Annotated in this window: 24 protein-coding genes; 11 read left to right on the plus strand and 13 right to left on the minus strand. The window is 69.6% G+C overall.

The window, feature by feature from the left end:
• Positions 1-36: 36 nt before the first annotated feature.
• Entirely contained in the window at positions 37-921 is an 885-nt protein-coding gene (locus ACV229_RS06190; RefSeq protein ID WP_448082229.1) for a lipid A biosynthesis lauroyl acyltransferase, read from the minus strand.
• A 265-nt stretch (positions 922-1186) separates the two neighbouring features.
• Here ACV229_RS06190 and metK point away from each other — a divergent pair, with 265 nt between their 5' ends.
• Positions 1187-2374 carry a methionine adenosyltransferase gene (gene metK, locus ACV229_RS06195; protein WP_448082230.1) on the plus strand — a complete coding sequence of 396 codons (1188 nt, stop codon included), beginning with the start codon at positions 1187-1189 and terminating at the stop codon, positions 2372-2374.
• A 107-nt stretch (positions 2375-2481) separates the two neighbouring features.
• Here metK and ACV229_RS06200 read toward each other — a convergent pair whose 3' ends face one another.
• Positions 2482-2823: a hypothetical protein gene (locus ACV229_RS06200; protein WP_448082231.1), complete on the minus strand. Its 342-nt coding sequence runs from the start codon at positions 2821-2823 to the stop codon at positions 2482-2484.
• A gap of 354 nt (positions 2824-3177) precedes the next feature.
• On the opposite strand from ACV229_RS06200, the gene ACV229_RS06205 reads away from it, so the two are divergent.
• Entirely contained in the window at positions 3178-3948 is a 771-nt protein-coding gene (locus ACV229_RS06205; protein WP_448082232.1) for a phytanoyl-CoA dioxygenase family protein, read from the plus strand.
• A 96-nt stretch (positions 3949-4044) separates the two neighbouring features.
• Here the strand turns inward: ACV229_RS06205 and ACV229_RS06210 are convergent, their stop codons facing one another.
• Positions 4045-4251: a DUF3185 family protein gene (locus tag ACV229_RS06210; RefSeq protein WP_205799320.1), complete on the minus strand. Its 207-nt coding sequence runs from the start codon at positions 4249-4251 to the stop codon at positions 4045-4047.
• Between the two features lie 178 nt (positions 4252-4429).
• Between ACV229_RS06210 and mgrA the strand changes: the two genes are divergently transcribed.
• Complete coding sequence (gene mgrA, locus ACV229_RS06215) at positions 4430-5473, plus strand: L-glyceraldehyde 3-phosphate reductase (RefSeq protein ID WP_448082233.1); 1044 nt, start codon at positions 4430-4432, stop codon at positions 5471-5473.
• A gap of 102 nt (positions 5474-5575) precedes the next feature.
• On the opposite strand, the gene ACV229_RS06220 is transcribed toward mgrA, so the two are convergent.
• The 3 genes from ACV229_RS06220 to ACV229_RS06230 form a co-directional block, all read right to left on the minus strand.
• Positions 5576-5761 (minus strand): hypothetical protein, encoded by a 186-nt coding sequence (locus tag ACV229_RS06220; RefSeq protein ID WP_448082234.1) that lies wholly within the window; start codon positions 5759-5761, stop codon positions 5576-5578.
• Positions 5762-6122: 361 nt separating this feature from the next.
• Positions 6123-6989: a DMT family transporter gene (locus tag ACV229_RS06225; RefSeq protein ID WP_448082235.1), complete on the minus strand. Its 867-nt coding sequence runs from the start codon at positions 6987-6989 to the stop codon at positions 6123-6125.
• 405 nt (positions 6990-7394) lie between these two features.
• Entirely contained in the window at positions 7395-8651 is a 1257-nt protein-coding gene (locus ACV229_RS06230; RefSeq protein WP_448082236.1) for an MFS transporter, read from the minus strand.
• Positions 8652-9010: 359 nt separating this feature from the next.
• Between ACV229_RS06230 and ACV229_RS06235 the strand changes: the two genes are divergently transcribed.
• Both ACV229_RS06235 and ACV229_RS06240 read left to right on the plus strand, forming a co-directional pair.
• The gene (locus ACV229_RS06235; RefSeq protein ID WP_004198969.1) at positions 9011-9223 is read left to right on the plus strand and encodes a hypothetical protein; all 213 of its coding nucleotides are present in this window, start codon (positions 9011-9013) and stop codon (positions 9221-9223) included.
• Positions 9224-9272: 49 nt separating this feature from the next.
• On the plus strand, positions 9273-10304 hold the full coding sequence (locus tag ACV229_RS06240) for a serine/threonine protein kinase (protein WP_448082237.1): 1032 nt from the start codon (positions 9273-9275) through the stop codon (positions 10302-10304).
• A gap of 87 nt (positions 10305-10391) precedes the next feature.
• Here ACV229_RS06240 and ACV229_RS06245 read toward each other — a convergent pair whose 3' ends face one another.
• Positions 10392-11810: a coniferyl aldehyde dehydrogenase gene (locus ACV229_RS06245; protein WP_448082238.1), complete on the minus strand. Its 1419-nt coding sequence runs from the start codon at positions 11808-11810 to the stop codon at positions 10392-10394.
• A gap of 806 nt (positions 11811-12616) precedes the next feature.
• On the opposite strand from ACV229_RS06245, the gene ACV229_RS06250 reads away from it, so the two are divergent.
• A complete protein-coding gene (locus ACV229_RS06250; protein WP_448082239.1) occupies positions 12617-14254 on the plus strand; it encodes a GMC family oxidoreductase in 1638 nt (545 codons plus the stop codon).
• Positions 14255-14265: 11 nt separating this feature from the next.
• Here the strand turns inward: ACV229_RS06250 and ACV229_RS06255 are convergent, their stop codons facing one another.
• Genes ACV229_RS06255 through fliF form a run of 6 tightly spaced genes read right to left on the minus strand, consistent with a single transcriptional unit; the run spans position 14266 to position 21133 of the window.
• A complete protein-coding gene (locus tag ACV229_RS06255) occupies positions 14266-15651 on the minus strand; it encodes a flagellar hook-length control protein FliK (protein WP_448082240.1) in 1386 nt (461 codons plus the stop codon).
• Between the two features lie 40 nt (positions 15652-15691).
• On the minus strand, positions 15692-16150 hold the full coding sequence (fliJ, locus tag ACV229_RS06260; protein WP_448082241.1) for a flagellar export protein FliJ: 459 nt from the start codon (positions 16148-16150) through the stop codon (positions 15692-15694).
• Positions 16151-16155: 5 nt separating this feature from the next.
• Entirely contained in the window at positions 16156-17712 is a 1557-nt protein-coding gene (gene fliI / locus ACV229_RS06265; protein ID WP_448082242.1) for a flagellar protein export ATPase FliI, read from the minus strand.
• Complete coding sequence (gene fliH, locus ACV229_RS06270; protein WP_448082243.1) at positions 17706-18389, minus strand: flagellar assembly protein FliH; 684 nt, start codon at positions 18387-18389, stop codon at positions 17706-17708. Before fliH ends, fliI begins: the two co-directional genes overlap by 7 nt.
• The gene (fliG, locus tag ACV229_RS06275; RefSeq protein ID WP_448082244.1) at positions 18382-19377 is read right to left on the minus strand and encodes a flagellar motor switch protein FliG; all 996 of its coding nucleotides are present in this window, start codon (positions 19375-19377) and stop codon (positions 18382-18384) included. Before fliG ends, fliH begins: the two co-directional genes overlap by 8 nt.
• The gene (gene fliF, locus ACV229_RS06280; protein WP_448082245.1) at positions 19367-21133 is read right to left on the minus strand and encodes a flagellar basal-body MS-ring/collar protein FliF; all 1767 of its coding nucleotides are present in this window, start codon (positions 21131-21133) and stop codon (positions 19367-19369) included. The genes fliG and fliF overlap by 11 nt, the downstream gene beginning before the upstream one ends.
• 263 nt (positions 21134-21396) lie before the next feature.
• Here fliF and fliE point away from each other — a divergent pair, with 263 nt between their 5' ends.
• The 5 genes from fliE to ACV229_RS06305 all read left to right on the plus strand — a co-directional run bounded on the left by fliE (position 21397) and on the right by ACV229_RS06305 (position 24581).
• The gene (gene fliE / locus ACV229_RS06285) at positions 21397-21741 is read left to right on the plus strand and encodes a flagellar hook-basal body complex protein FliE (protein WP_448082246.1); all 345 of its coding nucleotides are present in this window, start codon (positions 21397-21399) and stop codon (positions 21739-21741) included.
• A 283-nt stretch (positions 21742-22024) separates the two neighbouring features.
• Positions 22025-22459, plus strand: a complete 435-nt coding sequence (gene fliS / locus ACV229_RS06290) for a flagellar export chaperone FliS (RefSeq protein WP_448082247.1) — start codon at positions 22025-22027, stop codon at positions 22457-22459.
• Complete coding sequence (locus ACV229_RS06295) at positions 22456-22788, plus strand: flagellar protein FliT (protein WP_448082248.1); 333 nt, start codon at positions 22456-22458, stop codon at positions 22786-22788. The genes fliS and ACV229_RS06295 overlap by 4 nt, the downstream gene beginning before the upstream one ends.
• Positions 22789-22893: 105 nt before the next feature.
• Positions 22894-24249 carry a flagellar hook-length control protein FliK gene (gene fliK / locus ACV229_RS06300; protein WP_448082249.1) on the plus strand — a complete coding sequence of 452 codons (1356 nt, stop codon included), beginning with the start codon at positions 22894-22896 and terminating at the stop codon, positions 24247-24249.
• Positions 24246-24581, plus strand: a complete 336-nt coding sequence (locus tag ACV229_RS06305; RefSeq protein WP_448082250.1) for an EscU/YscU/HrcU family type III secretion system export apparatus switch protein — start codon at positions 24246-24248, stop codon at positions 24579-24581. Before fliK ends, ACV229_RS06305 begins: the two co-directional genes overlap by 4 nt.
• Positions 24582-24775 lie beyond the last annotated feature (194 nt).

Raw genomic sequence — 24775 nt, forward strand, 5'->3', positions numbered from 1 at the left:
TCGTTGCAACGCGCGCGGCCGGCGGTGCGCCGCGGCTCAGTAAAGGCTCGGCTCGCCCGGCGGGCGGGTCTTGAATCGCTTGTGGACCCAGTAATACTGCTCGGGCATCAGCGGAATCTGCTCTTCGAGGAATTCGTTCATCCGGCGCGCGTCGAGATCGTCGTCGCCGGTCGGGTAGTTGTCCCACGGCTTGAATACCTTCAGCCGATAGCCCTTGTAGTTCGGCAGCACCTCGCCGATGAACGGCACGACCTGCGCGTGCCCGACCTGCGCGAAGCGGCCGACGGCCGTCAGCGTGCAGGCCGGCACGCCGAAGAACGGCACGAACGTCGAATTGCGCATCCCGTAGTCCATGTCGGCGCCGAGCATCACCGGCTTGCGATCGCGCAGCCAGCGCAGCACGACGCGCGCACTGTCGGCCCGGCTCGCCAGCTCCGCGCCGAAGCGGCTGCGGCCGGCCTTGGCCGCAGCCTCGATCTCGGGGTTCTTCATCGGCGTGTAGAGCGAGCCGCACATGCGCTCGAGCGCGAGATTGATCGCCATCGAGCCGGCCTCGATGCCGACGAAGTGGAAACCGAGCAGCAGGGTCGGCGGCATGTCGGGATCGGTGAGATCGATCTCGCTGTCGACCGTGAACAGCTTGCGATAGGTCTCCTCCGACGCGAACCATTGGTAGCTGCGCTCGACATAGCTGCGGATCGCATGCCGGAAGTGCTGGCCGGCGACTTCCTCGCGGCGTTCGTCGCTCCAGTCCGGGAAGCAGAGTTTCAGGTTGGTGTGTACGATGCGCTTTCGCCCGCTGGGGATCTGGTAGAGCAGCCAGCCGAGGCCGTCGCCGAGGCGCGCGGTCAGGCCGTACGGCAAGCGCGCGAGCAGCTTCAGGAAGCCGATGGCGAGAAGCGTGCCGAGGCGGCCTAGCATGCGCGGCCTCCGTGAATCCGGTCAGCCGGCACGTTGCAAATGGGGTTGAAAGACAGCGGAAAGTGCGGCACGGGCGGCGCTCTGTGACAATTCTGGAAAGCCGCTATAATACGGGCTTCGCCGAGTTAACTGACAACTTGCGGGGCGAAGCCGGCTGGCGCGATGCGCGCTGCCCGGTACTGGTAATCCGCTAAAGCGTCGCCGCTTCAGGCTGATAGAAGCTGGCTACGTGATACCACCCGTAACCACAAAGGAGCCTGAACAAGTGGCAAACGATTATCTCTTCACGTCCGAATCCGTCTCCGAAGGCCATCCGGACAAGGTCGCGGACCAAATCTCGGACGCGATTCTCGACGCCATCCTCGAGCAGGACAAATACTCCCGCGTTGCCGCCGAAACGCTGTGCAACACGGGTCTCGTCGTTCTGGCCGGTGAAATCACCACGACGGCCAACATCGATTACATCCAGATCGCGCGCGACACGATCAAGCGCATCGGCTACGACAACACCGACTACGGCATCGACTACAAGGGCTGCGCGGTGCTCGTCGCATACGACAAGCAGTCGCCGGACATCGCGCAGGGCGTCGATCGCGCGCATGACGACAACCTCGACCAGGGCGCGGGCGACCAGGGCCTGATGTTCGGTTACGCGTGCGACGAAACGCCGGAACTGATGCCGCTGCCGATCTACCTGTCGCACCGCCTCGTCGAGCGCCAGGCCAGCCTGCGCCGCGACGGCCGCCTGCCCTGGCTGCGCCCGGACGCGAAGTCGCAGGTGACGGTCCGCTACGTCGACGGCAAGCCGGATTCGATCGACACCGTCGTGCTGTCGACCCAGCACGCGCCGGACATCGAACTGTCCGCGCTGCGCGAGGCCGTGATCGAGGAAATCATCAAGCCGACGCTGCCGGCCGACCTGATCAAGGGCGACATCAAGTTCCTCGTGAACCCGACCGGCCGGTTCGTGATCGGCGGCCCGCAGGGCGACTGCGGCCTGACGGGGCGCAAGATCATCGTCGATACGTACGGCGGCGCGGCGCCGCACGGCGGCGGCGCGTTCTCGGGCAAGGATCCGTCGAAGGTCGACCGTTCGGCCGCGTACGCAGGCCGTTACGTTGCGAAGAACATCGTCGCGGCCGGCCTCGCGTCGCGCGCGCTGATCCAGGTGTCGTACGCGATCGGCGTCGCCGAGCCGACCTCGGTGATGGTCAACACTTTCGGCACGGGCCGCGTGTCGGACGCGACGATCACGAAGCTCGTCCGCGAACACTTCGACCTGCGTCCGAAGGGCATCATCAAGATGCTCGACCTGCTGCGCCCGATCTACGAGAAGACGGCGGCCTACGGCCACTTCGGCCGCGAAGAGCCGGAATTCTCGTGGGAAGCGACCGACAAGGCGCTCGCGCTGGCCGAAGCGGCCGGCGTGGAGCCGGCAGTGCGCGTCGCGTAAGCGTTCGCCGCTCGAAACAAAAAACCCCGGCAATGCCGGGGTTTTTTTACGGCCGCAAATGGTAACGCGGGGTCACGCGGGCAGCGCGGGCGCGGCCCGCTGCGCGATCAGCGCGCGGCGAACGCGAACCAGCCGTCGCTGGCCGCCAGCCGCCGCGGGCGGTTGATCCGGCGCTGCGGGCCGCTCGCGCGACGCAGCGCGAGCGCGCGCAGCGACGACGGCTTCTGCAGCAGCGAGCGCAGGCCGGCGCGGCGCACGAACGCCTGCGTGCTCACCATCGAGAAGAACGCGTGGAACCACGCGCGGATGCCGTCGAGCCGGGCGTGCGGCTGCGTCTGCTCGGCGAGCGCCTGCGCACGCGCGCGGTGATGGCGCAGCGGGCGAAGGGGAGCGGACGGCACGACGCGCTTGGCAGCGCGGCTGAGACGGGAAGACAGACGGAATGGCATGTGAACGATGCTTCGCTTGAAATGATGGCGCCCTTGTCGAACGCACTGGTATGTAACGGCCTCGGATGACGCAACGCATGGTACCCAATGTCGCTGCGCGCCGCGCCCGCCAAAACTGACAGGCCGCAACAGGCTACCGGGCTTTCGTGACGGGCAAAAGTCGCGGATAACCCTCGTGCCGCAAGGCAATCGCTGCATACCGCCTGTCGCTGAGGCACGCGCGGCGGCGCACAGTTCCCTTGAGCAGGATCAAATCGCCGGCCTGCAATTCCCTGCGCACGACGTTGGTGCTTCGCGTGCCATCCGGCGCCGTTTTACAATCCAGACGTTCACAAAAAATACACCGAGCGTCCCATGTCTTCTTTGCAGTCGGAATCGATTCGCGCGCAGGTTGCAGAACTGCGCGAACGCGGCTTCGTCGTCGCGCGCGGCCTTGTCGGCGCGGAGCAGTGCGCGACGCTGAAGCGCATCGCCGAGCGCCAGTTGCAGGAAGCGGCGCAGCCGGTCGAGTTCGAGGCCGACCTGCGCTATCCGGGGGCGCCCGAGTCGAAGCATGCGCCCGGCGGTCACACGGTGCGGCGCCTGCTCGACGCGTATGCGCGCGATCCGGCGTTCGCCGAGCGCGCGATCGCGCCGGAAATCGCGGCGTGGATGCGCGAATACTTCGGCGAGCAGCCCGTGCTGTCGCGCGCGCATCACAACTGCATGATGACGAAGCATCCCGCGTACGGCAGCCTCACGGGCTGGCACCGGGATTTTCGCTACTGGGCGTTCGATCGGTCGGACATGGTGTCGGCGTGGCTCGCACTGGGGCCGGAAACGAACGAGAACGGCGCGTTGTGGCTGGTGCCGGGCTCGCATACCGCCGAATTCGGGCCGGAAGCGTTCGACGACGCGAAGTTCTTCCGCAGCGACCTGCCGGAGAACCGGAGGATGATCGACGCGGCGACGTGCCCGCCGCTCAATGCCGGCGACGTCGTGTTCTTCCATTGCAACACGTTGCATTCGGCGGGCCAGAACCGTTCGGATCAGGTGAAGTTCTCGCTCGTGTACACGTATCACGGCGAAAGCAACCGGCCCATTGCGGGCACGCGTTCGGCGGCGAAACCGGAAGTGCGGTTCTAGGATTGCCTGGACAGATCAGATGAATCCGGAAACGGGCGGCTCGGCCGCCCGTTTTGCTTGTTGCGCGGACCGATCGCACCGCGCCGGATCGATGCGTCAGCGCTTGCCGCCCGGCATCGACAGGCCGATCAGGCCGATCAGCGACGCGACGACGCCGCCCGCGATCAGCAGGATCGTCTTCGTGGCCGGCGAACCGGTGAAGAAGCGCGACACGTTGTCGTTGATCGAATGGAACGACTGCCCGCCGAAATACAGCAGCACGACGCCGCCGACGAGCAGCGCAACCGAGATGACCCGGGACATACCAACCTCGCTGAAACGGTGATTCGAGACGCCGCAGTGTAGGCGAGCGGCGCGGCCGCGTCCATCGTCGTGCGCCGGTGCGCCGCGTTCGCTACCATATCCGTCCTGCGCCTCCTTCGCCGCCGCCGCACCCCATGTGCGGCCGGCGCGCTCCATCGACGTCCTGACGGGAATACTCATGGCTTACGAAGCAGCTTCCGAACGTTACGCCGGCATGCAATACCGCACCTGCGGCAAATCCGGGCTCAAACTGCCCGCCCTGTCGCTCGGCCTGTGGCACAACTTCGGCGATACGACGCCGATCGCGACGCAGCGCGAGATCCTGCGTACCGCGTTCGATCTCGGCATCAACCATTTCGACCTCGCGAACAACTACGGGCCGCCGTACGGCAGCGCCGAAATCAACTTCGGCCGGCTGCTGAAAGAGGACTTCAGGCCGTATCGCGACGAACTGCTGATCTCGACGAAGGCCGGCTGGGACATGTGGCCGGGGCCGTATGGCAGCGGCGGCGGTTCGCGCAAGTACGTGCTCGCGAGCCTCGACCAGAGCCTTCGGCGGATGGGGCTCGACTACGTCGACATCTTCTATTCGCACCGCTTCGACGCGCATACGCCGCTCGAGGAAACGGCCGGCGCGCTCGCTTCCGCCGTGCAGCAGGGCAAGGCACTGTACATCGGCATTTCGTCATATTCGGCGGCGAAGACGCGTGAAATGGCCGCGTTGCTGGCCGAATACAAGGTGCCGCTGCTGATCCACCAGCCGTCGTACAACCTGCTGAACCGCTGGGTCGAATCCGAACTGCTCGACACGCTCGACGATATCGGCACCGGCAGCATCGCGTTTACGCCGCTCGCGCAAGGGCTGCTGACGTCGAAGTACCTGAACGGCGTGCCGGCCGACGCGCGCGTGAACAAGCCGGGCGGCGGCTCGCTGAAGGAAGGGCATCTGAGCGCGGAGAACCTCGAGCAAGTGCGCAGGCTCGACGCGATTGCACAGCGGCGCGGGCAAAGCCTTGCGCAGATGGCGCTCGCGTGGGTGCTGCGCAACGGTCGCGTGACGTCCGCGCTGATCGGCGCGAGCCGCGCGGAACAGGTGTGCGAAAACGTCGGGGCGCTGAAGAACCTCGAATTCTCGGCAGAGGAACTCGCGGAGATCGATCGATACGCGACGGAAGGCGGCATCAATCTTTGGGAAAGGCCGTCCACCGATCAGGCGATCTGACCGGAGCGGGATGCGCCGTGCGATGCGGTGTGCGATGGCGCCGCCGCATCACGCCGAGTGACTGTCCGCCGCTGCTGAGCAACGGCGTTGTCGGATGCGTCGCTAGATCAGCGCGGGCAGTCCTTCGACCAGCAGCAACGCGACGCCGACGCCGAGCATCGCGCCGAGCACGCGCAGCACGTTGTGGCGGAAATTGGTCGCACACGGCACGGCACCGAGGAACAGCGCACCGGCGAGCGCCATCGGAATCAGCAGGATGAAGTCACCGATCGTGAAATAGGTGGTCATGCGTGTCTCCCATGTCGATTCGAGGTGGCGCCTGGCAGTTGCTCCGATCCCATGCTTCGTACTCGGGTCCCATGCCAACGCGCACTCGTCTTGATCCGACCCGATTGAAGGAAGGGCGGTCAATTCGAGTATAGGTAACGGCCACGCGTTTTTCGCTATCCGAACCATTAAAAAAGCAGCGGAAAACGCAAGGAAATGCCGATTTCAGGTGCAATCGCGACGATCGCCTTGCGCGTTGCTTTCCCGCTGCTTTCGATGACGCTTGTGCCGCGACCTGTTCGCAGGCTTGGCCGGCGGGCCGCCCGCCGTCGCCGGCCGGCGGCGCGCCCGGTCACCTGTCGTCACGTGCGGTCACGTGCAGTCACGTACGACCGGCGGGTGCGCGAAACACGAGCGCGAGCCCCGCGACGATCGCGCCCATGCCGGCCAGCGCGAGCGGTTCGGGACGGTTGCCGAGCCAGGCAGCATCCATCAGCGCGGTGACGACGGGCACGAGATAGAACAGGCTCGTCACGTTGACGAGATCGCCGCGCTGCATCAGGCGATAGAACAGCAGCTGTGCGATGACCGAGATCACGATGCCGAGCCACAGCAACGGCACCACGAACGCCCACGTCGTATCGAACGCGATCGGCCGGAACGGCACGATCGCCGCGCACAGCGCGAGCCCGATCGCGTTCTGCAACGGCAGCACATCGGCCGGCGCCGAGCGCACGCGCTTCTGCAGCAGCGCACCGGCCGTCAGCGCGACGAGGGCAGTGAGCGCGCAGGCGATTCCCGCAACCGGCATCGCCGTGCCGCCGGTGCCGCGGCAGACGATCAGCGCGAGCCCGGCGAGCGCGAGCCCGAGCCCCGCGATGCGCGCAGGCTGCCAGCGCCGCTCGACGATCGCGAGCGTGAGGATCGGCTGTACGCCGAGGATCGTCGCGAGGATGCCGGGCGCGATCCCGCGTTCGAGCGCGAGCAGATAGAAGATCGAATAGCCTCCCATCAGCAGCAGCCCGGTGACGGCCGCGATGCGCCGCTCACCGCGCGCGGGCAGCCAGCGTCCGCGTGCGGCGGCCAGCGCCAGCAGCACGAGCGACGCGAGCGCGAAGCGCGCGGTGAGGAAGACGAACGCGGATGCATGCCGCAGACCGAGTTCGGCGAAGATCGCCCCGCTGCTCCAGAGCAGCACGAAAAGCGACGTCGCCCCATGCGCGGCGAGCGCGCGTTTGAACGAAACCATGTGAGTCCACCTGTCGAACGGATGAGAACGTTCCATGCGCGCGCGTGCCGCGCCGTGCGTGACGACGCACGAATGGCAGGCAGGCGAATGGAAGCGGAAACCGGAGCCGGCAGTCAGCCGACGCGAGCCGCCGGAGGCGGCGGCGCCGCGCCGACGAGCGGCGGTGCGACAGGGGGAGGAGGCGCCGCAGGATGCGCGCACGCCGCGGGCCGCGCGTCGAGCGGCGGCCGGGATATCGAAACGGTGTGCGTGAACGGAGGCATCGCGGCGGAATGCGGTTGAAAGCGAACGAGCGTCAAAGGTAACGCATGAACGGCGGGCATGGCAACCGTCGGGCCGACGTCGAGTGCCTTGCGTGTTGTGTCATGCAACCTGGGTCATGCCGCCTGTGTCATGCCGCTCGTGTCATGCATCACCCGCGCGTTCGCGCGCGCGCAGCCACAGCGTCGCGATCAGGCCGGCGCCGAGCAGCGCGGCGACGAGGCCGGCGACACCTGGCCAGCCGCTCGTGCTCCAGAATCGGCCGCCGAGCGATCCGACGACGCTGGAGCCGAGGTAGTACGACAGCAGGTAAAGCGCGGCGGCCTGGCCCTTGCCTTGCGTCGCGAGGCGGCCGACCCAGCCGCTCGCGGTCGAATGGCCGGCGAAGAAGCCGAACGTCACGCATGCGATGCCGAGCGCGATCGCGGCGACCGGATGCAGCAGCGTCAGCGCGACGCCCGCCAGCATGATGCAGACGCTCGCGATCAGCACGCGGCCGCGGCCGAGCGCATCCGCGGTGCGGCCGGACCACGGCGACGCGACGACGCCGGCGAGGTAGACGACGAAGATGGCGCCGATCGTCGCCTGGTTCATCGAATAGGGCGGCGCAAGCAGCCGGTAGCCGATGTAGTTGTACAGCGTGACGAAGCCGCCCATCAGGATGAAGGCGAGCGCGAACAGCACCGGCAGTTCGCGGCGGCCGGTGAGGTGCCGCGCGAGCGCCGCGCGATGCTGCGCGAACCCGAGGCCGCGGCTCGGCGTGAAGTGGCGCGACGGCGGCAGCAGCGCGCGGAACGCGAGCGCCGACGCGAGCCCGAGCACGCCGATCGTGCCGACCGCGATGTGCCACGTGAACAGGTCGGCGAGCACGCCTGCGATCACGCGTCCGGACATTCCGCCGATCGCGTTGCCGCCGACGTACAGGCCCATCGCGAGGCCGAGCCCGTCCGGATGCACTTCCTCGGCGAGATACGCCATCCCGACCGCGGGCACGCCGCCGAGCGCGAGCCCGGTGAGCGTGCGCAGCACGAGCATCTGGTGCCAGTGCGGCGCACACGCGGCGACGAGCGTCAGCAGCGACGCGAGCGTCAGCGATGCAGTCATCAGCCGGTGGCGGCTCAGGCCTTCGGAGACGAAGCCCGCGACGAACACGGCGAGCGCGAGCGCGGCGGTCGTGAACGACAGCGCGAGGCTGCTCTGCGCAGGGCTCACGCCGAACGTGTTCGAGAATTCGGGCAACAACGGCTGCACGTAGTAGAGCAGCGAGAACGTCGCAAAGCCCGCGAACAGCAGCGCGAGGCTTGCACGCCAGTAACTGCGCGAGCCGCGTTCGAGATACGTGCCGGAAACGGGTGCGGACAAGGGTGTGGACGAGGGCGAAGGCAAGGGCGTGGACGACACGGAGGGCGTCGTTCCTGGACGAGCGGTCACGCAGAATCTCCAGACAACACGGCGAAGGACCAACGATACGCCGGTTGCGGGATTCGCGTGCGCCGGAGCCGGCCGGCCCGGTTCGGCGGCCGGTCACATTCGACAGGGTATGATGGGGGTGTCGACCGGGCAAGCGCGCGGGCGGCGCAGTGGTTGATTGGAGACATTCGACGAAATCGCGGCACTTTGCCCGCTTCTTCTTCTTTTCGCGCTTCGATAAACCGGGAACAATGAGATACGCGCGACCGCCATGCAAGCGGCGTGCGTGTCGTGCATTTGCCGGCCGTGCGGTGTGGCCGGGTTTCAAGAATCAAGAGTGGGGAAACATCATGCATGTCGGGTCGATTGTCTGCACTACCCATATCGCCGTGCCGAAGGGCGCACGCGGCATCGTCCAGCGCATCCTGGGCGACATGGCGATGGTGACCTGGTACGCGGGCGTACCGGGCGAGTCGAAGGAACTCAACACCGAGCCGTTCTTTCTCGAGGACCTGATCGACACCGGCGAATCCGTGCTGCCGGCCGGCGCGGCGCTGCATTGAGCGGGCCCGCCGCACCCAACGCTCGTCTTTCGGCCCGGCTGGCGGCACAATGCGCGGCATGAACGAAGTCACCACCGCTCCCGCTTCTCCTGCCGGGCCGCCGTTTGCCGGCCTCACGCCCGAATGCGTGCTCGACGCGCTCGACAGCGTGCTGATGCCGGCCGGCCTGCGCACCGACGGGCGCCTGCTCGCCCTCAACAGCTACGAAAACCGCGTCTATCAGGCCGGCATCGAAGACGGTCCGCCGATCGTCGCGAAGTTCTATCGCCCCGCGCGCTGGTCGGACGACGCGATCCTCGAAGAACATGCGTTCGTCGCCGAACTCGCCGCGCGCGAGATTCCGGCGGTGCCGGCGCGCGCATTCGACGGCCGCACGCTGCATGCGTTCGACGGCTTCCGATTCTCGATTTTCGAGCGGCGCGGCGGCCGCGCGCCCGAGCTCGACAATCGCGACACGCTCGAATGGCTCGGCCGCTTCATCGGCCGCATTCATGCGGTCGGCGCGACCGAACCCTATGCGGCCCGGCCCGTGCTCGACATCCGCACGTTCGGCTACGAGCCGCGCGACTACCTGCTCGCGCACGATTTCATTCCGCACGACGTGCGGCCTGCCTATGAAGCGGCGGTCGCACTCGCGCTCGAAGGCGTCGAGGCCGCGTTCGAGCGCGCGGGCGAGCTCCGCCTGTTGCGCACGCATGGCGACTGCCATCCGAGCAACGTGCTATGGACCGATGCGGGGCCGCACTTCGTCGACTTCGACGACAGCCGGATGGCGCCCGCGATCCAGGATCTGTGGCTGCTGCTGCCCGGCGATCGCGCCGGCGCGTCGCGCGCGCTCGCGGATCTGCTCGCCGGCTACGAGGATTTCTGCGAATTCGAGCCGCGCGAACTGCATCTGGTCGAAGCGCTGCGCACGCTGCGGCTGATCCACTACGCGGCGTGGCTCGCGCGGCGCTGGGACGACCCCGCGTTTCCGGCCGCGTTCCCGTGGTTCAACACGCATCGTTACTGGGAAGAGCGCGTGCTCGAGTTGCGCGAGCAGATCGGCGCGATGCAGGAAGGGCCGCTCTGGCCCGTGTGACAGATGCGCGCCGGCACGTGACGACGCGCGCCCGGTGCCGCACGGCACCGTGAGACCTTCGCGATGCGGGCGCGCGGCCCGCGTCGCTCAGAACTTCAGCATCAGCTTGATCAGCGCGGCGAAGCGCTTGCCGTACGGCGGCGCGAGCAGGTTGCGCGCATTCAGGCGCGCCTGCGTGAGCACCGGCTTCATCTTCGAGAACGTCACGAAGCCGTCGTAGCCGTGATACGCGCCCATCCCGCTCGAACCGACGCCGCCGAACGGCAGGCTGCCGCACGCGATGTGCATCAGCGTCTCGTTGACCGACACGCCGCCCGACACCGTTTCGCGCATCACGCGATCGACGGTGCCGCCGTCTTCGTCGAACAGGTACAGCGCGAGCGGGCGCGGCCGCGCATTCACGTAGGCGATCGCTTCGTCGAGCCGTTCGTACGGCACGAGCGGCAGCAGCGGTCCGAAGATTTCTTCCTGCATCAGCTGCGATCCGGCATTCACGTGCGTGAGCGCGCACGGCACGAAGCGGCGCGACGCGGGATCGGACGTTGCGTCGGCAAGCGGATGCACCTCTGCGCCGGCCGCCTGCGCGTCGCTCGCGAGTTGCTGCAGCCGCGCAAAATGGCGATCGGACACGATCGTCGTGTAATCGGCGTTGCGCGCGAAATCCGGGTACATCTTCGCGAGCCGCGCCCGCGCGCGCTCGATGAAGGCCGCTTCCATCCCGCGCGGCAGCAGCACGTAGTCGGGTGCGATGCAGGTCTGGCCGGCGTTCAGCGTCTTGCCCGCGACGATCGCGTCGACAGCCGCATCGAAGCGCGCGTTCGGCCCGACGATCGCGGGCGACTTGCCGCCGAGTTCGAGCGTGACGGGGGTGAGGTTGTCGGCGGCTGCGCGCATCACGTGCCGCCCCACTTGCGTCGAACCGGTGAACAGCAGGTGGTCGAACGGCAGCGAGCTGAACGCGGCGCCGATTTCCGCGTCGCCGTTCACGACTGCCACGTGATCGCGTGAGAAGGTCTTCGCGATCAGCTGCTCGAACAGCGCGGACGTGCGCGGCGTCAGTTCGGACATCTTGACGATTGCGCGGTTGCCGGCCGCGAGCGCGCAGATCAGCGGGCCGGCCGCGAGCAGCACCGGGTAGTTCCACGGCACGACGATCCCGACCACGCCGAGCGGCTGCGGAATCACCTTCGCGCGCGCGGGGCGCAGCCACTTGTTCATCGGCTTGCGGATCGGCTTCATCCAGCGCTTGCCGTGCTTCAGCGCGTCGTCGATCTCTTCCTTCGCCATCCAGATTTCCGACAGCAGCACCTCCTGCTTCGCGCGATGGCCGAAGTCCGCGCTGATCGCGTCGGCAAGCGCGTCGGCGTTGTCGATCAGCATCGTGCGCAGCGCGCGCAGATGTTTCGCGCGCGTGTCCCAGTCGGGATACGGTGCGCGCAGGTACGCGGCGCGCTGGTCGTGCAGCAGCGACGTCAACGCGGCGAATTCGGGCAGGTCGTTCTTCATGGCGTCCTCTCCAGTTGAGCGTGGCGCATCGGCCAGCAGTCAGGCCGCAGGCGCCCGCTCGACGAGCGCGGCGTGGCGGATCGGGTGGGGCGGCGTACCGCCGATCGAAGCGGAATTCCGTACGGCGCAGGCCAGGGTGTCGGCCCGAGGTGTCGATCCGTGAGCGGCCGCTTCGCTGCGTCGGATCGTGTGTCCGATAGCGCGCCGATGGCGTTCGAGCGTCGCATCCGCGCGACGCTTTGCATCGGCGGAAGCAGCGCATGACGCGGCGCCCAACGCGCGTTCGCGCTGCGTTGTATCGCGCAAGACGGCGTGGCGAAACGGTGCGGCAAGCGTCGCTGCGTGCACCGGCGCGCTGCATCGTGGCACGAGCGCGGCCGCGATGCCCGGCCGGTCGGATGCCGCCGCCGGCGCGCGTTCCAAACGCGGGGACGACGCCGGTGCCGTTCGAATCCCGTGCACGGCGCGCATCGCCGCGCATGCGCGCGCGACGGTCGCCGTTTGAAACGAAATGCGGGGCAGGGGTGGCGCGGCCGGAAGACCCGGTCGGCACGCGGCCTGCAGAACGTGTCGCTGCATCAGTGTCTCTCCCATTTCGCGACAGATCGGCTTCTGGCGGCCGGGTGCGTCGCGCCAAGCGAATCCACGCATCTTAAATTTAGTTCACGCGCGCGTTTAGAGGAATCGCTCTTGAATCGGCGCGCCGCGTGCGCGGCGGCCATTCCTACAATGCGCGAACACTAGAAGATCAAAATTCGGGCCGCACGGCCGCGCCGGGCGCCATTCATGACATGAAGGAGACATGCATGCAATACGACTACATCATCGTCGGCGCGGGGTCCGGCGGCGCGAGCCTCGCGGGCCGGCTCGCCGACGCGTGTCCCGACGCGACGATCGCGCTGATCGAGGCGGGCTCGCACACGGAGCGCAACCTGCTCGTCAACATGCCGGTCGGCATCGCGGCGCTCGTGCCGCTCAAGCTCGGCACCAACTACGGCTACGAGACCGTGCCGCAGCCGGGCCTCGGCGGCCGCCGCGGCTACCAGCCGCGCGGGCGCGGGATGGGCGGCTCGAGCGCGATCAACGCGATGATCTACACGCGCGGCCATCCGCGCGACTACGACGAATGGGCCGAACTCGGCGCGACGGGCTGGGGCTGGCAGGACGTGCTGCCGTACTTCCGGCGCGCGGAAGGCAACCAGCGCGGCGCGGACGAATGGCACGGCGCGGACGGCCCGCTCACGGTGTCCGATCTGCGCTTTCGCAATCCGTTCTCCGAACGATTCATCCAGGCCGCGCACGCGGCCGGCTATCCGCTGAACGACGATTTCAACGGCGCGACGCAGGAAGGCGTCGGCTTCTACCAGGTCACGCATCGCGACGGCGCGCGCTGCAGCGTCGCGCGCGCCTACCTGTACGGCCGCAACCGGCCGAACCTGCACGTGATCACGGATGCGACGGTGCTGCGCGTCGGCTTCGACGGCAAGCGCGCGGTCGGTGTCGCGGTGTCGCGCAACGGGCGGGTCGAGACGCTCGGCGCGCGTGCCGAAGTGATCGTGTCGGCCGGCGCGTTCAACTCGCCGCAACTGCTGATGTGCTCGGGCATCGGCCCGGCCGACCAGCTGCGCCGGCATGGCATCGCGGTCGTGCAGGACGCGCCGGACGTCGGCGCGAACCTGATCGACCACATCGACTTCATCATCAACACGCGCGTGAATTCGTCGGAACTGGTCGGCGTCTGCTTGCGCGGGGTCGCGAAGATGACGCCCGCGATCGCGCGCTACTTCTCGAGCCGCACGGGGATGATGACGAGCAACGTCGCGGAGGCGGGCGGCTTCATCAAGAGCGATCCGTCACTCGACCGGCCGGATCTGCAGCTGCATTTCTGCACGGCGCTCGTCGACGATCACAACCGCAAGATGCACTGGGGATTCGGCTATTCGCTGCACGTGTGCGCGCTGCGGCCGTTCAGCCGCGGCACGGTGGCCCTCGCGAGCGGCGATGCGCGCGACGCGCCGCTGATCGATCCGCGCTTCTTCAGCGACACGCGCGATCTCGACCTGCTCGTGCGCGGCGCGCACGCGATGCGCCGCATCCTGTCGCAGGCGCCGCTCGCGTCGCAAGGCGGTCGCGAGCTGTACACGCGGCCGGACCAGACGGACGCCGAACTGCGCGCGACGATCGTCGCGCATGCCGACACGATCTATCACCCGGTCGGCACCTGCCGGATGGGTACGGACGCGCGCGCGGTCGTCGATCCGCAACTGCGCGTGCGCGGTGTCGAAGGCTTGCGCGTCGTGGATGCGTCGGTGATGCCGACGCTGATCGGCGGCAACACGAATGCGCCGTCCGTGATGATCGGCGAGCGCGCGGCGGAGTTCATCGTCGCGGCGCGCAAGGCCGGTGCGCCGCGCGGGCAGGCGGCCGCAGTGCACGGCCGGTGAGCTGCCAATGCTCAGGCAAACGTATCGACGAGGCCGGCGCGGGTCACGGTCGCGCCGGCCGCAGCGGATGGCGCGGCGTCGAGCGGTGCGTCGCCGCCTGACGGTGCGGCGTTCCCGCGCCGCGGCGCTTGTCCGCCGGCGAACGTCTGCTGCGGGTTCTGCTGTTGCGACGCGAAGCCGCCGTCGCTGACGGTCGCGCTGCCGAGACCGAGACCGCCCGCTTCCATCGCGTCGCGCAGCTTCGGCAGCGCGGCTTCGACTGCATCGCGCACCTGCGCGTGCTGCGACACGAACAGCGCATGCGCATGATTGTCGGCGACCCGCAGCACGACCTGCAGCGGGCCGAGGTCCGGCGGATTGAGCGTCAGCTCGGCGCTCTGCTGGTGCGCGTTCGACAGGAACACGACCTTCTGGCTCAACGCGTCCGTCCAGTCCGCGGTGCCGACGTGCGGGGCGAGCACGTTCGCGTTCGCGGCGGCGACGTTGGCGGCCGCCGGCGTCGTCTGCAGCGTGGGCTGGGCGGCGGCCGTCGCGGCGGCGAGCGCGGCGTGGGCCGGATCGGCGACATCCTGCGTCGCCGCGAGCGCGTGCGTCGCGCCGGCTGCCGGATCGGCTTTCGCGGCGGCTTCGGCCTGCAGCGATGGTGCGGCCGGCGTCGGTGTCTGCGCTTGCGCCGGGTTCGCCGCGAGCGTGCCCTTCGCGTCCGCGAGCGTCTTGTCGAAGGTCGGCACCTTCGGCGCCAGCGGCGCTGCGGTGGTCGCCGCAGTCTGCTGCGGCGTTGCCGCGCCACTGGCCGGCAGCGCGACGGCGTTCGTGCCGCCGGTGAGTTTTTCGAGCGCCGCGTGCAGCGCGTCGCGAGGCGATCCCGTTGCGTTCGTGCCGGCGGCCGACGCCGCGTCGCCGGCGTGCGTGAGCGTATCGGCGGACGGCGTGTCCGTTGTGGCCGTCGTGGCGGTGGTGCCCGTCGTGGCCGTGGTGCTGGTGGTGGCCATCGCGATCGCCGCGTTCGCCGCGTCCGTCGTCGCAGCCGTGCCGTCGGGGCGTGCCTGCAACTGCGCCTGCACGGCCGCCGCGGCGGCGAGCGCAGCCGCGTCCGGGTTGACGGTCGCGGTCTTGTCGTCGGACGGGTCGGATGACTTCGTGTCGTCGGCGGCTTTCGACATCGCGGCGGCAGCCACCGCGTGCCGCGACGGTGCAACGGAGGACGGATCGGATGCATTCGCCGCGGCCGACGCGCGCTGCGTCGCGACGGTCTGCTTGAGCGTGCGCGCGAACGGCAGCGGCGCGGCGGTCGCGCCGTTCGACGCGGACGTGTCGGACGCGTCGGTCTTGCGGGCGCCCTTGAGCGCGGAAGCGGCCGTATCGATCAGCGAGCCGAGCAGGGACAGGGAAGGCATGGCGTTCTCTCGTGCGTGTTCAGTGAGCGGCGCTGAGCAATCAAGCAGATTTGGCCGCGTCGGCCCGCATCCGCAGCACCTTCGCGGCATGCTCGTCGGCGTCGCGCTGTTCGCGCTTCGCGTCGCGCTGCGCTTGCTGTGCGACGCCGCGCGCCTGCAGGATCTCGTACGAGCCGACGGTACGCTTCTGCTGCTGCCAGTGCGGGCGTGCCTCGTCGATGCGCGCTTCGGCGGCGGCCAGCACGCGGCGCTGCTGCGCGATCGCCGCGTCGAGCGTGTCGAGGAACGCCTGGAAATTCCGCCAGTTGCCGGCGGGCATCCCCTGCTGCGCGGATTGCGCGAAGCGCGCGTGATACTCGTCGCGGTAGCGCAGCAGCGCGTCGAGCTGGTCCGCGGCCGCGGTGCGGTCGCGCTGCGCGACGCCGAGCTGCCGGGTCGCGTCGTCGAGGTTTTCCTGCGCGCGGTCGAGCAGGATCTGCAGCGGAAAGCCTTGGGCCATCGGTGTCAGCCTCCGTGAATGTCGAACAGCGCATCGAGCCCGGCGAGGCTCGACGCGAACGGTGCGCATTCGCGAAAGCCCTGCTGCAGGAACGACTCGATGCGCGGATAGAGCGCGATCGCGCGATCGAGCTGCGCGTCGCGGCCCGGCGCGTAGGCGCCCACCGCGATCAGGTCTCGGTTGCGCTGGTAGCGCGACAGCATCTGCTTGAACTGGCGCACGCGGTCGAGATGCGGCTCGTCGATCAGCGCGGTCATCGCGCGGCTGATCGACGCCTCGATGTCGATCGCCGGATAGTGGCCGGCTTCCGCGAGCGCGCGCGACAGCACGATGTGGCCGTCGAGGATCGCGCGCGCCGAATCGGCGATCGGGTCCTGCTGGTCGTCGCCTTCGGTCAGCACCGTGTAGAACGCGGTGATCGAGCCGCCGCCTTCCGGCCCGTTGCCGGTGCGCTCGACGAGCGCGGGCAGCTTCGCGAACACCGACGGCGGATAGCCCTTGGTCGCGGGCGGCTCGCCGATCGCGAGTGCGATCTCGCGCTGCGCCATCGCGTAGCGGGTCAGCGAATCCATCAGCAGCAGCACGTGCTTGCCCTGGTCGCGGAAATATTCGGCGAGCGACGTCGCGTATGCGGCGCCCTGCATCCGCAGCAGCGGCGACACGTCGGCCGGCGCCGCGACGACGACCGAGCGCGCGAGGCCGTCCTCGCCGAGAATCTGCTCGATGAATTCCTTCACTTCGCGGCCGCGCTCGCCGATCAGCCCGATCACGATCACCTCGGCGCTCGTGTAGCGCGCCATCGTGCCGAGCAGCACCGACTTGCCGACGCCGGAGCCTGCGAACAGCCCCATCCGCTGGCCGCGGCCGACGGTGAGGAGCGCGTTGATCGCGCGCACGCCGACGTCGAGCACGTGATGGATCGGCTCGCGGTCGAGCGGGTTGATCGACGGTGCGGTGAGCGGCGCGTCGACCTTCGACGTCAGCGGGCCCAGGCCGTCGAGCGGCCGGCCCGATGCGTCGACGACGCGCCCGAGCATGTCCCAGCCGACCGGCAGCCGCTTCGCGCCCGCGAGCGGATCCGCGACCGGCGCGCTTTCGCGCGGCCATACGCGTGCGCCGGGCAGCACGCCCGCGACATCGGTGGTCGGCATCAGGAACAGGCGGTCGCCGGAGAAGCCGACGACTTCCGCCTCCGCATGCGGCAGCGTGCTGCCGGGCGGCAGTTCGATCGTGCATTCGGCGCCGACCGACAGGCGCAGCCCGATCGTTTCGAGCACGAGGCCCGCCGCGCGCGTCAGGCGGCCGCACGGCCGCAGCGGCAGCGCGCGATGGCTGCGCGCGGAAAGCGCGTTCAGGTGCGAACGCCAGTGCGCGAGATGCGGATTGTGCGGCGCGCGCAGCGCGTCGGCTGCGGCGGCCGGCCGCGCGTCGTGCGCGTGGTGAGCGGCTTGTGTGGCTTGTGCGGCTTGCAGGGCTTCGGGGCCGTACGACGCAAGCGCGAGTTCGCGCTCGAGCGGCGTCATCCCGTCGTGCGCGAACGATTCGGGCGTGCGCGTCACCATGCGCTCACCTTGCCGATTGCGGCGGCGACGCGCTGCCAGCGGGTCGGCAGCGTCGCGTCGACTTCGCCGGTGGCCGCGTGCGCGCGGCAGCCGCCGCGCTCGATCGCCGCGTCGGTGCGCACGCTCCAGCCGAGCGCGTCGAGTTCTTCCTGCAGGTACGCCTCGATGACCGGCAGGTCGGCCGGATGCACCGCGAGGGTCGGCGCGCCGGACAGCGCGGGTTCGGCCGCGAGCACGTCGCGCACCGCGGCGACGAGCGCGGCGGGATCGTGCTTCACGTGCTGGCACACGACCTGCTGCGCGATGTCGAGCGCGAGCTGCGTGACGTCCGATGCGAGGTCGTGCTCGGCGGTGGCAATCGCTTCGCGAAACGACGCGGCGAGCGCCGCGAGTTGCGCGGCCTGCGCGCGCGCTTCGGCCTGGCCGGCCTCGAATCCCTGTTGATAGCCTTGCTCGTGGCCGGCCTGGTAGCCGTGCGCCTGGCCTTCGACATGGCCGGTCGACAGGCCCTCCGCATGCGCGGCGTCGCGCACGCGCTGCAGCTCCGCGGCGAGCGCGGCGGCGGCCGCGGCCGCGTCGTCGGGCGGCGGCGGGGGAGGCGGCGGGTCGAACGACGCCATCTCCCAGCGCTGGTACGCGGTCATGCCGCCCGCGCGGTCGCTCGCCGGATCAGACATACGCGTCTTCCGCCTTGCCGCCGAGCACGATCTGGCCGTTCTCGGCGAGGTTGCGCACGATCTGCAGGATGCGGCGCTGCTGCGTCTCGACTTCGGACACGCGCACCGGGCCGCGCGCGTCGAGATCCTCGGCGAGCAGTTCGGCCGCGCGCTGCGACATGTTCGCGAGGAACTTCTGGCGCAGCGCGGGCGGCGCGCCCTTCAGCGCGATGATCAGCGTCTCCGACTCGACTTCCTTGAGCACCATCTGGATCGCGCGGTCCTCGAGGTCGAGCAGGTTCTCGAACACGAACATCTGGTCGACGATCTTCTGCGCGAGCTCCGGATCGTACTGGCGGACGCTCTCGAGCACGCCTTCCTCGTGGATGCTCGTCATGAAGTTCAGGATCTCGGCCGCGGTGCGGATGCCGCCCATCGGCGCGCGCTTCAGGTTGTCGCTGCCGGATAGCAGGCCCGTCAGCACGTCGTCGAGCTCGCGCAGCGCGGCCGGCTGGATGCCGTCGAGCGTCGCGATCCGCAGCAGCACGTCGTTGCGCAGCCGCTCGGTGAAGCACGACGCGATCTCGGACGCCTGGTCGCGGTCGAGGTGCACGAGGATCGTCGCGATGATCTGCGGGTGCTCGTTCTTGATCAGCTCGGCGACCGCGCCCGAATCCATCCACTTCAGGCCTTCGATGCCGCTCGTGTCGCTGCCCTGCAGGATCCGGTCGATCAGCACGCTGGCCTTGTCCTCGCCGAGCGCCTTCGTCAGCACCGAGCGGATGTACTCGTTCGAATCGAGCGACAGCGCGGTGTGCTGCTCGGCTTCCTTCGCGAACTCCTGCAGCACGTCCTCGACCTGCTCGCGCGTGACGTTGCGCAGCGCGGCCATCGCCGCGCCGATCTTCTGCACCTCGCGCGGCGCGAGGAACCTGAATACCTGCGCGGCCTCTTCCTCGCCGATCGACATCAGCAGCAGCGCGCTCTTGGTCAAGCCTTCAGCGTTCATCGGACACCCAGTTTTTCACGACGGTTGCGACGATCTTCGGATCCTGGCGCGCGATCGTGCGCGCGTATTCGAGGTTGCGTTCGTAGCGGTTCTTCTCGCTTTCGAAGCCGAGCAGCAGCGCGTCGGTTTCGTCGGCTTCCTTCTCCGGCGCGGGCAGGCCGTCGAGCATGACCGGATCGTCGGGCGCCGGCAGCGACGGCGCGACCGGCTCCGGCGGCGGGAACGCGCGGCGCATCGCCGGGCGCACGAACATGAAGTAGAGCGCCGCCGCGGCCGCCGCGATGCCGAGCCATTTCGCGGCTTCCTTCGCCATTTCGATCACGTCGGGCTGGCGCCACCACGGCAGGTCGGCGTACGGATCGGTCGCGGTCGAGAACGTGCTGTTGACGACGTTCACCGAATCGCCGCGCTTCGCGTCGTAGCCCATCGCGTCCTTCACGAGCTGCTCGACCTGCGCGAGCTTCGCGGGGGGCAGCGGCTGCATCGTCACGTGGCCCTTCGCATCGGCGACCGGCTGGTAGTTGACGACGACCGCGACCGACAGCCGCTTCACGCTGCCCATCGGCTGCTCGAGGTGGCGGATCGTCTTGTCGAGCTCGTAGTTGGTCGTCTGGTCCTTGCGGTCGCTGACGGGCGTCGCCTGCGGCGCGTTCGGGCCGTTGCCCGCGACGATCGGCGCGGACGCCGGCTGCGGCGGCGTGTTCGACAGCGCACCCGGCACGCCCGATGCGCCGCCTTGCGACAGCTCGGTCGCGGTGCTGGTCTGCTGGCTGCGGATCGCGGCCTGCTGCGGCACGCCGTTCGGGCCGTAGCTTTCCGAGGTCTGCTCGATCTTCGAGAAATCGACGTCGGCGCTCACCTGCGAGCGCGCGTTGCCGGCGCCGAAGATCGGCGCGAGGATCGCGTCGATGCGCTTCTGCGTGTTGCGCTCGACCTGCTGCACGTACTTGAGCTGGCTCGCGTCGAGGCCGGTCGCGGACGCCGGCTGGGTCAGCAGGTTGCCGTCCTGGTCGACGATCGTCACGTTCTTCGCGGGCATGTCGGGCACGCCGGACGAGACCATCCGCGTGATGGCCTGCACCTGGCCTTCGTCGAGCACGCGGCCCGGGTAGAGGTCGACGAACACGGACGCGGTCGGCGCCTCGCGGTCGCGCACGAACACCGACGGCTTCGGGATCGCGAGATGCACGCGCGCGCCGCGCACCGCGTTGATCGATTCGATCGTGCGCTGCAGCTCGCCTTCGAGCGCGCGCTGGTAGTTGACCTGCTCGGCGAACTGGCTGATGCCGAATTTCTGGTTGTCCATCAGCTCGAAGCCGACCGAGCCGCCTTTGGGCAGCCCCATCGCCGCGAGCTTCAGGCGCGTCTCGTGGACCTGGTTCGCCGGCACGAGGATCGCGCCGCCGGCGTCCGCGAACTTGTAGGGAACGTTTGCCTGCTGGAGCGCGGCAATGATCGCACCGCCGTCGCGGTCCGACAGGTTGCTGTACAGCACGCGGTAGTCGGGTGCGCGGCTCCACAGCACGAGCGCGACGATCACCGCGATCGCGAACGCGGCGGCGATCACGAGCGGCAGCTTCGGGTTGCCCTTCATCCGTGCGATGCCGGGAATCCGTTCCGCGAAGCCGCCGATCCCGAAGTCCGCGCCCGCGCCGCCTGCGCCCGGCAGCGCCGCGGCCGCAGCGGCGCCGGGCGCGGGGCTGGCGAGGCCCGTGCGGGCGTCGGGATTGATCAGCGAATTGGCCTGCGAATCCATGCGTCGAGGTTCTCCGGAGCGGGGCGACTGACCCGCTCGGACGAGCGGGCGGACAATGACACGGTGCGATTATCGGGACGCCGCCCGTGATCCGATCGCCCGAAAAGAGCGGGGTTTCCCCCGTACTTTCGGGGCTTTGCCGGACCGTGCGCTGCTAAGCTTTGTTGCGATCCGGCATGGCGACCTGCGCAGCGTGGCGCGCGCGGGCAGCCGGCCACGGCCCCCGCCTTGGCCCATAAAGGCCCTTTATCTCTGGAGACGGCATGACGGCGAACGTGAGCGGAATCGGTTCGGTGTTGCAACAGATGCAGGCGATGGCTGCGCAGGCGTCGGGCGGCGCGGCGAGCCCGGCGGCGGCGCTCGCGGGCTCGGGCGCGGCGACGGCCGGCACGTTCGCGAGCGCGATGAAGGCATCGCTCGACAAGATCAGCGGCGACCAGCAGCGGGCGGCCGGCGAGGCGCAGGCGTTCGAGGTCGGCGCGTCGAACATCTCGCTGAACGACGTGATGGTCGACATGCAGAAGGCCAACATCGGCTTCCAGTTCGGGCTGCAGGTCCGCAACAAGCTCGTGAGCGCGTACAACGACATCATGCAGATGTCGGTGTGACCGGCGGGCGATCCCGGGGCGGGCCATCCCGCGGCGGGCGATCCCGCGGCCTGCCATCCGGGGGCGGGCCATCCCGCGGAGAGCGATCCCGGGGCGGTCCATCCGGTGCCGGGTCATCCCGCAGCCGGCCATCCGGCCGGGCGGCCGTCCGGCGACGGGCGACCGGGAAATCCCCGCCCCGTCTAAAGCTTTTCGTTTCCATTCCGATAACTCCGGGAGATGGCCGCGCCGTGCACCGCACGGGCGGACGCCCCGTATTCAAAGCATCAACAAGGAGAAGCGCATGTTTTCCCCAGGACACGCTGGAGCCAGTGCGTACGCGCGTGTCGGCGTCGAGACGGGGGTGATGGGCGCCTCCCCGCATCGCCTGATCGCGATGCTGTACCAGGGCGCGCGGCAGGCCGTCGCGCTCGCACGCATGCACCTGCAGCAGGGCAACGTGTCCGAGCGGGGCGAAGCGATCGGCAAGGCGATCCGCATCGTCACGAGCGGCCTGCAGACGTCGCTGAACCGGGACGCGGGCGTCGAGATCGCCGAGCGCCTCGATGCGCTGTACGACTACATCGGCAGGCGTCTGCTGGAGGCGAACGCGCAGGCGAGCGACGCGATGCTGGTCGAAGTCGACGGGCTGCTCGCGACGCTCGAGGAAGCATGGACCGGCATCGGACCGGAAGTCGCGCGGATGGCCGCACAACAGGCCTCGGAAACGTCGCGATGAACTGCAAGGCGGAGTACCTCGCACGCTACGAGGCGATCGCGGCCGTGTCCGGCCGCATGTTGCGCGCCGCGCGCAGCGCCGACTGGGCCGCGCTGTCGGCGCTGCAGCAGGAATACCAGCAGCTCGTCGACGGGTTGAAGGACGCCGGGCCGGGCGTCGTGCTCGACGAGTCCGAACTCGGCCACAAGCTCGACCTGATCCGCCGCATCCTCGCCGACGACGCGGCGATCCGCGACCTCGCGTGCCCGGAAATCGCGCGGCTGTCCGCGCTGTTCGAGACGCGGCGCTCGACGAAGGTGCTGACGGATCTGTACCGCGCGCGCAGCTGACCGCGCGGCGCGCCCCCGGAGGTTGTCCGGCATCGCCCGGCGCGTCGCGCCGGGCGCCGTTCGAGGTATTTGCATCGATGTCGCAGAGGTGAGCAGGCCCCGATCATGACCGGTATCGACACCGTAGCCGCCGCGTTGCTGGCAAGCCGTATCGACAGCCTGCTGGCCGACGTCGTGGTGCCGCCCTCCGGCGGCGGCGCGGCGGCGCAGGTCGGCACGCCGGCAGCCGGCGCGTCGCCCGCGCCGGTGCCGACCGCAACCGGCGCCAGCGCGCCGCAGGCGTCCGTGCAGACGGCGCTGTCCGACGTCGCGCTCGCGCTCGATGCGATCTCGCGCTTCGGCGGCGACGCGACGCCGGCCGTCGTCGGACGGCTGCCGCTGCTCGCCGATCCGTCCATCCTGCTCACCGATCCCGCGCCGCCGGCCGGCACGGCGGCGTCCGCACCGCAGGACGCACCGCGCGCGCCGGCGTTGCAGCCCGATCAGGCCATTCCCGCGACCCAGACCGCACGCGATGCGTCCGTCGCGACGCTGCGCGCGTCGCTCGCGCAGGCGGTCGGCGAAAGCGGTCTGTTCTACGAATCCCATCTCGCTCAATGGCTGGCCGGGCAGCGGCCGCTCGCCGCGCTGCTGCGCGAGCCGCAGGCGCGCCTGACCGCGCCGGCGCCCGCCGGCGCGGCCGAGGCGGCCGACGATGCGCTCGACGTGCTGCTCGCCGCGCGCTTGCCGCTGCCTTCGGCGGCGGCCCGGACCGCTGCGCCCGCCATGCCCGCGATGCCCGTGTCATCGGCCGGCACGCCGGCCGCCGCGGCGGCTCATGACTTGCTGTCCGCCAATGCGCTGGCGTCGCGGCTGTCCGCTGCGACGAACCCGCTCCAGGACGCGGCCGATTCCCGCTGGACGCCCGCGCGCGCCGCGCTGGCGGGCGCGGCGCCGGACACGCCGGCTGCGGCGCAGGCGAGCGTGCATCCCGCCGCGGTGCCGCTCGTGCGCCAGCAGCTCGACGTGCTCGCGACCGACCAGTTCCGCTGGATCGGCGAAGCATGGCCGGGCGCGCGGCTCGACTGGACGATCGAGCCCGACGGTTCGGGCGGGCAGGCGGCGCGCGGTGACGACGCGGGCGACGGCATCGCGTGGCGCACGCGCCTGACGCTGACGCTGCCGTCGCTCGGCACCGTCGATGCCGAGCTCGTGCTGAACGGCGCGCAGCTCGTCGCGCGGCTGCGCGCGAACCAGGCGGGCGCCGAGCGTCTGACGCGGCACGAAGCCGCGTTCCGGCAGCGCCTCGAAGCATCGGGGCTGCAGCTCGGCGGGCTGTCGATCCGCGCGGTCGACGGCGCGCCGGACGGGTTCGACGCATTCGCCGCGCAGGCCGCCGCCAGTGCGTACGCGCGCGGCGCCCGCGATGCGGCGGCCGGCGCGCCCCGCGGCGCCGGGCCTGACGACGGCATTCCGCAATGAGCGCGCCGTCCCGCAAGCGCGCGGCCGCGCTCGTCTACGACGCGAAGGGCGGCGACACCGCGCCGCGCGTGATCGCGAAGGGCTACGGCGCGGTCGCCGAGATGATCGTCGCCCGGGCCCGCGATGCGGGGCTCTACGTGCATACCGCGCCGGAGATGGTGTCGCTGCTGATGCAGGTCGATCTCGACGACCGGATTCCGCCGCAGCTCTATCATGCGGTCGCCGAACTGCTCGCGTGGCTGTACGCGCTCGAGCGCGCCGACGGCGGGACCGGCGACACCGGCAACGCGGCCGGCGCCGGGCCGCGCTTTCCCCTGCCGCCGCTGCGCTGAGCGCGGGCTGGCCGGGCCGCGCGTGGCTGCATGCCCCGGATCCCGCGCACCGACAGGAGTTCGACCGTTCGGGCGGGCTGGTTAGCTGACTGGCTGGTGGACTGGCTGGTGGGCGAACGGGCCGACGTCGGCGCCCGCGCCGATCCCGTCATGCACCCCGTGCGGATTGAGTACGGCGGCAATTTGTGTAATGA

The organism is Burkholderia sp. MR1-5-21 (assembly GCF_053427715.1).